The organism is Nocardiopsis sp. NPDC049922, assembly GCF_040660275.1.
Lineage (GTDB): Bacteria > Actinomycetota > Actinomycetes > Streptosporangiales > Streptosporangiaceae > Nocardiopsis.
This window is the reverse complement of record NZ_JBFAME010000003.1, coordinates 440,367-451,834: the sequence shown is the minus strand read 5'-3', so window position 1 is coordinate 451,834 and position 11,468 is coordinate 440,367. Positions and strand designations below refer to the sequence as shown.

General features: G+C 71.9%; 7 protein-coding genes and 1 pseudogene. 7 read left to right on the top strand and 1 reads right to left on the bottom strand.

The features are described 5' to 3' along the window. The first annotated feature begins 54 nt into the window (after positions 1-54). On the top strand, positions 55-1,341 hold the full coding sequence (locus tag AB0I72_RS08855; protein WP_358564559.1) for a S8 family serine peptidase: 1,287 nt from the start codon (positions 55-57) through the stop codon (positions 1,339-1,341). Positions 1,342-1,368: 27 nt separating this feature from the next. On the opposite strand, the gene eccCa is transcribed toward AB0I72_RS08855, so the two are convergent. Further along, entirely contained in the window at positions 1,369-5,334 is a 3,966-nt protein-coding gene (gene eccCa, locus AB0I72_RS08850) for a type VII secretion protein EccCa (protein WP_358564557.1), read from the bottom strand. A gap of 214 nt (positions 5,335-5,548) precedes the next feature. Between eccCa and eccD the strand changes: the two genes are divergently transcribed. From eccD to AB0I72_RS08820, 6 genes and pseudogenes are all read left to right on the top strand, one after another. Next, a complete protein-coding gene (gene eccD / locus AB0I72_RS08845; protein ID WP_358564555.1) occupies positions 5,549-6,949 on the top strand; it encodes a type VII secretion integral membrane protein EccD in 1,401 nt (466 codons plus the stop codon). Between the two features lies 1 nt (position 6,950). Then, a complete protein-coding gene (gene eccB / locus AB0I72_RS08840; protein ID WP_358564553.1) occupies positions 6,951-8,396 on the top strand; it encodes a type VII secretion protein EccB in 1,446 nt (481 codons plus the stop codon). Between the two features lie 70 nt (positions 8,397-8,466). After that, positions 8,467-8,793 carry a hypothetical protein gene (locus AB0I72_RS08835; protein ID WP_358564551.1) on the top strand — a complete coding sequence of 109 codons (327 nt, stop codon included), beginning with the start codon at positions 8,467-8,469 and terminating at the stop codon, positions 8,791-8,793. A 35-nt stretch (positions 8,794-8,828) separates the two neighbouring features. Further along, entirely contained in the window at positions 8,829-9,125 is a 297-nt protein-coding gene (locus tag AB0I72_RS08830) for a WXG100 family type VII secretion target (protein ID WP_358564549.1), read from the top strand. Positions 9,126-9,373: 248 nt separating this feature from the next. Further along, positions 9,374-9,853 carry a hypothetical protein gene (locus tag AB0I72_RS08825; protein WP_358564547.1) on the top strand — a complete coding sequence of 160 codons (480 nt, stop codon included), beginning with the start codon at positions 9,374-9,376 and terminating at the stop codon, positions 9,851-9,853. A gap of 58 nt (positions 9,854-9,911) precedes the next feature. Then, a pseudogene (locus AB0I72_RS08820) lies at positions 9,912-11,468 on the top strand (hypothetical protein); the annotation flags it as partial.

The window sequence follows — 11,468 nt, the reverse complement described above, 5'->3', positions numbered from 1 at the left end:
CCCAGGAGACGCGAAGCACGACCCACGACGAGCACCGACGAGAGAGACCCCCCGATGGACCAGCAGCGCCGCGCCCCCGGCCGCGCCACACGTACGCACCGCACCGCCCGAGCCGCCGCGGCCGCGCTGCTCGCGTTCGGTCTGGCCCCCTCCCCAGCCCTGGCCTCGTCGGACGAGCCCACCGCCCTGCCCCAGGTCACCCAGGTGAAGGGCGCCGACGAGGCGTGCGCCCCACCCGGCACGGACGTCATCGCGCGGGCGCCGTGGACCTCGCACTCCCTCGGGCTGACCCTCGCCCACGAGATGAGCCGAGGGCGGGGAACATCGGTCGCCGTCCTGGCCACCGGCGTGGACCCGGCGGTGCCCGCCCTCGCGGGCGCGGTCGAGGGAGCCGCCTCCGAGGACTGCCTGGGGTACGGCACCTTCCTCGCCGGTGTCGTCGCCGCGCGCCCGCTCCCGGACAGCGGGTTCGTCGGGGTGGCGCCGGAGTCGACGGTGGTCCCGGTTCCGACCGGGGACGCCGACACCGGTCTCGCCTCCCCCGCCGACATCGCCGCCGGGATCACCGGGGCCGTCGGCGCGGGGGCCCGGGTGATCCTGGTGGGCACCGCCACCTACCAGGCGTCGGAGGCCCTGGACACGGCGGTGGCGACCGCGGAGGCGGCGGGCGCGGTCGTCGTGGCGCCCGCCACGGTACCCACGCCCGACGGGCCCTTCCCGGGGTTCCCGGCCCAGGATCGGACCGTGCTGAGCGCGGCCGCCCACGACGCCGCCGGGGACGCCGTGCTGGGCGCACCCCTGGTCCGCCCGACCGGCGAGCTGGCGCGGGTCGACCTCACCGCGCCCGGTGCGCAGGTCATGAGCGTGGGGCCGGGCGGTGCGGGCCACGTCACGGCCGCGGGCGACGGGGTGGCCGCGGCGTTCGTCGCGGGGGCGGCGGCGCTCCTGGTCGCCCGAGAGCCCGACCTGAGCCCCGCCCAGGTCAGGGAGCGGCTCATGACGACCGCCTACGGATCCCCGCTGGGCACGGTGGACCCGATCGTGGGCAGCGGACGCGTCGACCCGCTGGGCGCGCTCGCCGCCGACCCGGCGGCCGCGATGGAGGCGGGACAGGCGAGGGTGTCCGGGGAGGCCTTCGTTCCCGAACCGTCCGGGCTGGGGTCGGTGGAGGCGCCGGTCACCGCGGTCGTGGTGGGCGTGTGCGCGCTCGTCGTCGTGCTGTGCGGGGTGGGCGGAGCGGTGCTGCGCCTGGGCCGGGAGCGCGGCTGGCGCCCGGCGGCCCCGAGCGAGCGGGTGACGCCCGAGGAGGACCCGCGCCCGATGGTCCTCCCCCTGGACTGACACCCGCCCGGTGGCCCCGGGCCCCGGCTACTCCTCGGCCCCCTCGGCGATGGCCAGCTGGACCTCGACCGGGTCGCGCCGGGAGATCCACAGTGCGCGTCCGGGCGGCATCCTGCGCGCCCGGACGTTGCCGAACAGCATGCCCTCCGAGGGCGGGACGGACAGCATGATGCTCGGCGTGTTGAAGTCGATCAGCGACCGGATCACGGGGTCGGCGCTCGCCCGGGAGAAGCCGCCCGCCGCGTGCACGAGGATGACGTGCATGCCGATCTCGGCGCCCTGGGAGAGCATCGGCGTCAGCGGTGTCAGCGGGCTGGGGCCGCTGCCGCCGGAGACCATCTCGAAGTCGTCGATAACGATGAACAGCTCCGGGCCCGTCCACCAGTCGCGCTCGCGGATGCGGTCGGGGGTCACCTCGGGCCCCGGCAGCCGGGCCCGCATCGCCTGGGCGGCGGCGACCATCATCTCCTTGACGTTGTCGGCCGAGACCGCGTACCCGAGCCGCATCTCCTCGGGGATGGCGTCGTAGAGCTGGCGGCGCTGGTCGGCCAGGACCACCCGGGCGGTCGTCGGACCGTAGTGCTCGCGGATGGCGTTGGTGATGTGGCGGAGCAGCGTGGTCTTGCCGGTCTCGGTGTCGCCCACCACGAGCAGGTGCGGGGTGGCGGAGAAGTCGTGCCAGAACGGCTGCATGCGGCGGCTCTCCAGGCCCAGCGGGACCCTCAGCCCGCCCGCCTTGGTCAGCTTGGACGCGGGCAGCTCCGCCGCGTGCAGGACGGGCGGCAGTGTGCGCACGGGCGGGGCCTCGGGGCCGTCCCAGGCGGTGCGGATCCGCTCGATCAGCTCGCCCACCCCGGCCGAGAGGGTCACCGGGTCGGTGTTCCCGTCGGCCCGGGGCAGGCCGGTGAGGAAGTGGTGCTTGTCCTCGGTGATGCCCCGGCCGGGGACACGGGGCACGGTCTGGGCGGCGCGCATGTGGACCACGGAGTCGACCGGGTCGCCCAGCCGCAGCTCGAACCGGGTGCCCATGAGGTCGCGCACGCTGGTGTTGAAGTCGGCCCAGCGCGGGGACGCCACCACGACGTGCACCCCGTAGTTGAGACCGCGCTGGACGAGCTGGACGATCGGGGGGATCAGGTCCATGAAGTCCTGGCGGATGGTGCCCCAGCCGTCGATGACGAAGAAGACGTCGCCGTGGGGCTCGTCGGCGAACTCCCCGGCCGCCCGGCGGCGCCGGTAGGTCGTCATCGAGTCGACGCCGTGCTCGGCGAAGAACGTCTCGCGCTTGTTGAGCAGCTCGTGCATCTCCATGACGGTGCGGTTGATCCGACGCTCGTCCGTGCGCGCCGCGACGCTGCCCACGTGCGGCAGGGAGCTGAGCGTCTGGAGGACGCCGCCACCGCAGTCGATGCCGTAGAACTGCACCTGGGCGGGGGTGTTGACGGACGCCAGACCGAGGATGAGCGAGGCGAGCAGGGTGCTCTTGCCGCTCTGCGGACCGCCCGCGACGCCCACGTGGCCGCCCGCGCCGGTCAGGTCGGCGACGAGTGGGACCCGGCTGTGCTCGAAGGGACGGTCGACGACGCCGAGCGCGACGCGCATGCGGCCCTCGTCGTTCCAGGCCAGCCCGCCCTCGGGCATCCGCACGCCCACCATGCGCTGGAGTTCGTCGAGCAGGGGCGGCACGTCCAGCGGTGCGAGCCACACCTCGCGGGCGGCCGGGCCGCGGTCGTGCAGCGCGGACAGCGCCGTCCCGAGCAGGGTGTCCGCCTCCTCCTGGGTCTCCTCCTCGACCGGCTCCTCCGGTTCGGGGTCGGCCGGGGGGACGTACTCGTCGAGGAACGGGACGACGTCACCGGCGACGGTCAGCCGGCGCGAGGCGCGCCGCCGCACCCGGTAGGCGCCCGAGACGTAGGCGGCCTTGAACCGGACGAGGGTCTCGGTGTCGGTCTTGAGGTAGCCGTTGCCGGGGGCCGACGGCAGCTGGTGGGCGTCCGGGACGCCCAGGACGCCGCGGCTCTCGATCGCCGAGAAGGTGCGCAGCGCGATCCGGTAGGACAGGTGTCCCTCCAGCTGGTGCATGCGCCCCTCGTCCAACCGCTGCGAGGCCAGCAGCAGGTGGACGCCGAGGCTGCGGCCGAGACGGCCGATCATGACGAACAGGTCCATGAAGTCGCGGTGCGCGGCCAACAGCTCGCTGAACTCGTCGACGACGACCAGCAGGGTCGGCATCGGCTCCATGGACGGGTCGGACTCCCGGGCCTTCTCGTACTCGTGGATCGAGCTGAAGTTCCCGGCGGCGCGCAGCTGCTCCTGGCGGCGGACGAGCTCGCCGTTCAGGGCGTCCTGCATGCGGTCGACCAGGATGGCCTCGTCGGCCAGGTTGGTGATCAGCGCGGAGGTGTGCCGCAGACCGTCGAGCCCGATGAAGGTCGCGCCGCCCTTGAAGTCGACGAGGACGAAGTTGAGCGTCTCGGAGGAGTGGGTCAGCGCGAGCGCCAGGACCAGGGTGCGCAGCAGCTCGCTCTTGCCGGAACCGGTGGCGCCGATGAGCATGCCGTGCGGTCCCATGCCGCCCAGCGCGGACTCCTTCAGGTCCAGATCCAGCGGGGCGCCCTCCGCGGTGATGCCGATGGGCACCCGGAGCCGGTTCTTGGGGTGCAGCTCGCTCCACGTGCGCTCGGCGTCGTGGTCGTGCAGGTTGGCGATGCCGACCAGGTTGGTCAGCTCGAAGTCGGTGGTCAGCGGTTCGGTGACCTCGACCTGCACGCCGACCCGGTAGGGGGCGAGCAGCCGGGCCAGACTGGTCGCGCGGTTGAGGCTGAGGGCGTCGGGGCGGCCCAGGGAGGTCTCGACCGCGCGTCCGCTGTGGTCCTGGGAGAGCATGACGAGCTCGCCCGGCCGCACCCGCAGGGACAGGGTGTAGGGGTCGTCGTCGGGCGGCATGGGGTCGGCCACGTCGATGATGACGGCGTTGCGGTAGCCGCCTCCCAGCAGCCGCGACCCGGCGGGCACCTCGCCGCCGTCGAGCACGATGACGGTGTAGGGCTCCTCGCGGTTCGGGGCCCCGGCGGGGTCGAAGCGCGGGCGGTCGGCCAGTTCCCCGCCGAGCAGCCGCTCCAGCTCGATCGCGTTGTCGGTGAGCAGTCGGGCGGGTCCGGCCCCGTCGCGTTCGGTGGGGTGCTGGGTGTGCGGCAGCCACTTCGTCCACGCCCAGGCCTCGCGGGTCTCCGCCGACGAGCACACGGCCACGCGCAGTTCGTCGTGGGCGTGGAAGACGGTCAGCTGACCGATGAGCGCGCGGACCAGGGCGCGGCAGCCGTTCTCGTCGCCGCGCAGCGAGAGCCGGGCGTAGCCGCGCAGGAAGACCTGGACGGGTTGGTCCTCGACCGTGCCGTAGGCGCGGATGAACCGGCGCAGGGCGTGCGCCGAGAGGGGTTCGAGGTCCTCCACGGGCTTGGACGAGATCGGTGAGATGGTCATGGCCATCGCCTGCTCGCCGACGCCGACGCGCACCTCGGCGAAGTCCTCGTCGTCCGAGCGCCGCTCCCACAGCCGCGAGGTCCGCACGATCGACCACAGGGCGTCGGGCTGGGGGGCCCGCCAGAGCATGGCGTCGCGCTGCTCGGTGACCACCTCGCGCAGCCGGGTGCGCATCTGCTTGAGGTAGCGCATGTAGTCGCGCCGGTCGTCGTTGAGCGCGCGCCTGCGCTCCAGCATCGTGCGCAGATACTGGCCGCCGAGCATCGCCACCGCGCCGACCAGCATCATTCCGCCCGCGATGTAGGGCATGACCCCGCTGCCGGTGTTCCCGGGGCGGATGAACACCATCATCATCGCCATCGACGTCAGCGCCATCGGCAGGTACATGAAGACCGACGACATGCTCGACTGCGGCTCGGACAGCTCCGGCGGCTCCTGGAGCGAGATGTCTCCGCTGGGCAGGTCGGGGCCGGGGCGGCGCGGTGGTCTGCGGACGAGGATCGTACCCACGGAACGGGGCCTCCCTTGACGGGCGAACGCGGTGTCCACCCCGAGTTCCTTGGGGTTCGTGGTGGTTCGGTTCACATCATGTCGAGCAAACGCTATTGTTGTCACATAACATCACACATTCAGAATCAATAACCAACACGATGCCAAGAGTGACGTGCGGGCGCCACCGCCGCCCACCATCCGGAGCAGCTCACCCCGAGGGGTGGAAAACCGCATGAACGACCCCGCCGCCGCGGATCTGTGCCGACTCGTGATCCGCGCCCCCAGCAGATCCTTCGAGATCGCCGCGCCGTCCGAGGTGCCGCTGTCCGAGCTCGTACCGACCTTCGTGCTCTACGCCGAGGGCGACAACGGCGAGGACCTCGACGAGAGCGGGCTGGAGCACGACGGCTGGGTCCTCCAGCAACTCGGCGACGAGCCGTTCGAGGAGGACGAGACCATCCGGTCCCTGGGGCTCTGCCACGGCGAGACGCTCTACCTGCGTCCGCGCCGGGACCAGCTACCGCCCATCCACTTCGACGACCTCACCGACGGGGTCGCCACGGGGATGGCCGATCGCCCCGACCGCTGGCGGCCCGAGTTCTCCCGGGTCCTCTTCCAGGTGCTGAGCCTGGCGGTCCTCCTCACCGGCCTCGCGGTCATGGCGAGCGGCGGCCTGACCGCGCTCACCGCGCTGACCGCCGCCTCGTCCGGCGTGCTCATGCTGCTCTCGGCCGCGGCGGCCTCCCGGGCCGTCGGCGACCTCCCCGCCGCCACCGCGCTCGCCGCGACGGCCGCCCTGGCCATGGCCCTGGCCGGCGCCGCCGTGCCCACGGGAGAGCCCGGCCTGACTCTGCTGGGCGCGCGTATCCTCAGCGGTTCCATGACCGCCGCGGGCACGACCGTGCTCGGCCTGGCGGCCGTGGCCGGGTCCGTGCCGTTCTTCGCGGGACTGTTCACCGTCGAGGTGCTCGCCGTCCTGGGCGCCGCGTCGCTGATGTTCCTGCCCGGCGCCTCGCTCCCGGCCGTCGCCGGTCTGGTCGCCCTGGCCGCACTGCTGATCGGCACGTTCGCGCCGCAGTTGGCGTTCCGACTCTCCGGACTGCGTCTCCCCCCGCTGCCGTCCAACCCGGAACAGCTCCAGGAGGGGATCGACCCCTACCCCGCGCGCGCCGTCCTGGACCGCACCCACCTGGCCGACCGGTTCCAGACCGCCCTGTACGCCGGGACCGGCGCGGTGCTCACCGCGTGCCTGGTCGTCCTGGCGGCCTCGCCCGGTTGGGTGCCGGTGACACTGTGCGTGATCGTGGCCCTGGTGCTGCTGTCGCAGACACGCGGCGTCGCGAGCGCCTGGCAGCGCGCGTTCCTGGTGGCGCCGCCCTGGATCGGCCTGACCTCGCTGACGCTGATCTTCGCGTGGACGGCGGCCCCCCTGCCCCGCGCGCTGACCCTGCTGGCGGTCTTCACCGTCACCACGGTGCTGGCGATCGTCTCGTGGACCGTGCCCGGACGCCGTCAGCTTCCGCACTGGGGACGGGCCGCCGAGCTCTTCCAGTCCCTGCTGTGCGTGGCCGTCTTCTCCCTCGTCCTGGCGGGCTTCGGCGTCTTCGCCAGCCTGCGCGCGATCGGCGGGTGAGATGCAGTCACGACGCGACCGGGTCATGGCGCACAACTTCACCGTGGGACGCCTGGGCACGGCGATGCTGGAGGCGGACCCCGACGCGGTCGACGCTCCCATGCGCCGCACCCGTACCGGCACCTTCATCGGGATGGCCCTCTCCGCACTGCTGTGCGTCGGCTTCCTGGTCTTCGGCCTGATCTTCCCCGGCGGCTCCACCACCTGGCAGGAGGAGGGGATGCTCGTCATCGAACGCGACACCGGTGCGAGCTACCTCTACTCCGCCGGCATGCTGCGGCCGGTCGCCAACTACGCGTCGGCGCGCCTGATCCAGGGCGCGGAGGGGGACGTCTCCCTGGTGAACGCGGGGTCCATCGAGGGCGTGCCGATGGGCGGACCGGTCGGCATCCCCGGCGCCCCCGACTCCCTGCCCGGTGAGGAGGCGCTCGAATCGGCCGTCTGGCGGCTGTGCGCGCTGCCCGAGGACGGGGAGCGCGCGCGGACGGCGCTGACGATCGGTACGGCTCCGGAGCCCACGCCCCTGGCCGACCACGAGGCGGTGCTCCTCGTGGGCCCCGACGGGGGCCGCCACCTGCTCTGGCGCGGTGCCCGACTCCGGCTCGACGAGGAGGGCGGCGCCGTGCAGGCCCTCGGCTACGGGACCAGCCCCGCCCACCCCGTCACGGCGGCCTTCCTGGACACCGTGCCCACCGCCCCCGACCTCACTGCCCAGGAGGTTCCGGGCGCCGGCACGCCGGGCCCGGCCCTGGCGGGAGTCCAGCGCCGGGTGGGCCAGGTGTTCGCCGTGTCCACCCCCGACCAGCCGGACCAGCACTACCTGCTGACCCTGGACGGACTCTCCCCCCTGACCCTCACCGAGGCCCTGCTGCTGCTCTCCGATCCGGAGAACGGAGCCGCCGCCTACCCCGGAGTCACCCCGGAGGCGATCGCGCTCCCGGCGTCCGAGGCCCACGCCAACCTGACGGCGGGCGGGGAGGACGCCACCGGGCAGGACACCCGACTGCCCGCGACGCCACCCGAACTCCGCTCGGTCGAGGCACGGTACCCGTGCCTGCGGCTCGGCGGTGGGGGCACGCTCACGGTGACCCTGGACGACGGCGGTTCCGTCAGCGCCCGGCCGGTACAGGAGGTTCCCGCGATCGCCCCCGGGTGCCCGACCCCGGACCTCATCGGCATCCCCTCCGGCGGCGGGGCCGTGGCGCGCGCCCGTCCCGTCGGCGGCGGCACGGGCAGTCCCACCCACTACCTCGTCTCCGACGCGGCGGCCAAGTACCCCGTCCCGGACGACGACGTGCTGAGCAGCCTCGGCGTGGACACCGGCGCGCCGACCGAGGTGCCCACCTCCCTGCTCAGACTGCTGCCCACCGGGCCGCTGCTGCACCCCGACGCCGCGTCCCTGCCCCTGGCGCCCTCCTTGCGCGCCGAGAACGCGGGGTGCCCGTGACCCGACTGCCCAGATCGAGGATCCGGCCCCGAACCGGGCCGGTGACCGCGCGAGGAACGGAGAAGAGCGCATGAGCGATCCCAGGACACGGAGTACGGAGAACGCCAACAACATCGCCCGTGAGGCGATGTCGGAGGCGCACAAGAACTGCACCGACACCTACGCGCGGGTGGACGACACCCGCGACACCCTGCGCATGTCCTGGCAGGGAGCCGCGTCCAACAAGTACAGCGAGGCGCTCGTCGGCTGGCTGGAGGAGCTGCGGCTCATCACCAACGACATGAACAACATGGTCGGCGTGTTCGGCGGCACCGTCCAGGCGATGCACAACGTCGAGGACACGGCCATCCTCACGGGATCCCGGTGGGCCGACGAGCTCAACCCGAACCAGGCCTGACCCCCACCCCACACCCACGGAAGAAAGGCCGCGCCATGGACGGTTTCGACGTCACCTACGCGTACGTCGACCAGGCGACGCAGCAACTCGTTACGGAGACCCAGAACGTCGCCAACGCGATCGAGACCCTGGACTCCCAGATGCAGGCCGTCAGAGCCGACCTCGAAGGCGCCACCGCCGAGGCCTACGACGCCAAGGTCAAGCAGTGGCGACTGAACGTCGCGGACATGAACGTCCTGCTGGGCAGAGCACAGGCGGCCCTGAACGAGATCCGCAACAACTACTCCGGCACCGACGGCCGCGAGGCGACGGAGTGGGCCGCCCTCCTGTAGGGGGACCGACGCACGATCCTTCGCTCCCCCTCCCCGGGCGGGCGGTGACCCGCCCGCCCGGGTTCCCGCCGTCGGTGGAGACGGTGTCCACGAGCGCCCCGAGGGGGGAGACGCCTCCTCGGAACCGGTCCGCGAGGAGCCGGAGCGGTGAGCGACCGCAATCGACGACCAGGTGGCCCACGAGACCGACGCGATCGGCGTCCCGGCGGCGCGGATCCCCGAGGACGAAGACGACGAGGAGGATGACGATGACGAAGACGGGGGACGAGTCCGGCGACGGCGGTGGGGATGGAAAGAACGAAGGCACCGCCATCGACTTCGAGCGGGTCCGGCAGTTCCACCAGAACTTCCTCGTCCCGCTGCGGGACCGGGTCAGCGAGGAGATCACCCGGTTCTCGCCGTACGCCGGTGAACCTCCTACGGACAGCCACCACATCCTGATCGGGAACGGCACGTACCTCCCGATCGCCGACACCCTCGCCACCGAGATCGACACCGGCCTGTCCAAGATGCACTCCATCATGTCCGGCATGGAGTCGGAGCTGCTCGTGATCTCCGACCGGTTGAACAGCACCATGGTCGTGTTCATGGAACTCGAGGACGAGCAGAACCTCACCGCCGGGGAGCTCGCGGCGATCTTCGGTACCTCCACGGGAAGCGGGACCGCTGCCGGTACCGGCGGCAGCGGGAACGTCGGTGGCGGCGGGGGTGGAGACGACGAAACGTGATCGCCCTGTGGACCAGCCGCCGTGACATACCGAGCGACCGAGGAGGAGTGAGCAGCGGATGCCGGAACTCCACGAAATCATGAACATCTTCGCCGACGCGGAGGAAGGCGGATCTCACCCGGAGATGCCGCCCGTGAGTTCGATCCTGGACCCGCTCTGGGTCGACAAGGGCCGCTACCACTTCCACGAGGACGACCACTTCATCAAGGGGTTCGACTTCAAGGACGTCGACCGGTGGTGGAGCTACCTGGACGGTGGGTGGGACTACGCCGGCTACAAGATGCAGGACCAGCTCTGGACCGGGGACGACTCCCCGGAGGCCAAGTTCCTGAAGGCACTGTCGGACCTGACCAACGTGGCGTCGCAGGCCCACGGCGCAATGGCTTCGACGACGTACAACCAGACCACCATCTGGGACATCGCCACGGTCGTCGCCGCACTGGACGACTTCCTCGTGGACTACGTCGGAAGTGAGAACGCGGGCCTGTTCCAGGCGTACAAGCAGATCGACGTACCGGACGGCGCCATCAGGGGCAGTGCCGCCGGGGTCTTCGCGGGGGTGATCTACGACCTGGCCAAGCGCCTCACGGACCTGAGTCTCCAACTGGACCGGTTCCACAAAGCGGTCAACGACATCCGCGGCGCGCTCCTGCCCAAGCTCAGCGCACTCGTCGACGCGGTCGACAGCGCCAGGGCCAGCCCCAACAGCACGATCAAGGGAACGCTCGACAACTGGTACTTCAACCTGTCCGCCGGGTCGGAGCAATTTGATGAGGGGCGTGGACAGTTCAACATCCTCTACCACGCCGACCCGCCGGTGCGCGGGATCGTCGGTGACAGCAGAACCGACATCAACGTCAACAGCGAGTTGAAGATGCGCTGGCGAAGCGCCTACGAACCGGTCTTCACGGCCGCAGGCGACCTCTACACCACGATGAAGAGCCACTACCAGACCATCAACACGCGGCTCCTGCCGATCCGGGATCCCGTGGGCGGGCGGCCCCCCGGCTCCGAACCACCACCGGGCGGCCCCGGCGCCGACGGTCCGGGCGACGATCTCAACGACGTCCCGGACTGGCTGAAGGAACTGCTCAAGGGTCCCGACGACACAGGCGGGGGCGACGACGGCCCGGATGGAGACGGCCCGGACGATGAGCTCAACGACGTCCCGGACTGGCTGAAGGAGCTGCTCAAGGGTCCCGACGACACAGGCGGGGGCGACGACGGCCCCCCGCAGCGGCTCGACACCAACTTCCCGGGCGACGATGCGGGCGACCCAGGTGACAACGGCCTGCTCAACGACCCGCCGCTCGACACCACCTTCGCCACCACCAGTACGAACGACCTCTCCGGGAACACCAGCGGCGAGACCGTCAACGACCCGCCGCTCGACACCAACTTCTCCACGGACACCCCGGGATCGAACTATCCCGTGCCCCCGCCGATACCGGGCGCCCCGGGTGGCGGCTCCACCAACGACCGGCCCCGCCAGTCGCCGCCGCTCAACACCAACTTCCCCACCACGGACCTGGAGTTCGATCCCCAGACGGGGCTGCCGATCGATCCCGAGACCGGGCAGCCGTTCCCGGTCGATCCGGAGACGGGGGCGCCCTTC

What these genes read in the sequence shown, in the direction of transcription:
- AB0I72_RS08855 (WP_358564559.1), top strand. Translation starts at nt 55, where the DNA reads ATGGACCAGCAGCGCCGCGCCCCCGGCCGCGCCACACGTACGCACCGC.
- eccD (WP_358564555.1), top strand. Translation starts at nt 5,549, where the DNA reads ATGAACGACCCCGCCGCCGCGGATCTGTGCCGACTCGTGATCCGCGCC.
- eccB (WP_358564553.1), top strand. Translation starts at nt 6,951, where the DNA reads ATGCAGTCACGACGCGACCGGGTCATGGCGCACAACTTCACCGTGGGA.
- AB0I72_RS08835 (WP_358564551.1), top strand. Translation starts at nt 8,467, where the DNA reads ATGAGCGATCCCAGGACACGGAGTACGGAGAACGCCAACAACATCGCC.
- AB0I72_RS08830 (WP_358564549.1), top strand. Translation starts at nt 8,829, where the DNA reads ATGGACGGTTTCGACGTCACCTACGCGTACGTCGACCAGGCGACGCAG.
- AB0I72_RS08825 (WP_358564547.1), top strand. Translation starts at nt 9,374, where the DNA reads ATGACGAAGACGGGGGACGAGTCCGGCGACGGCGGTGGGGATGGAAAG.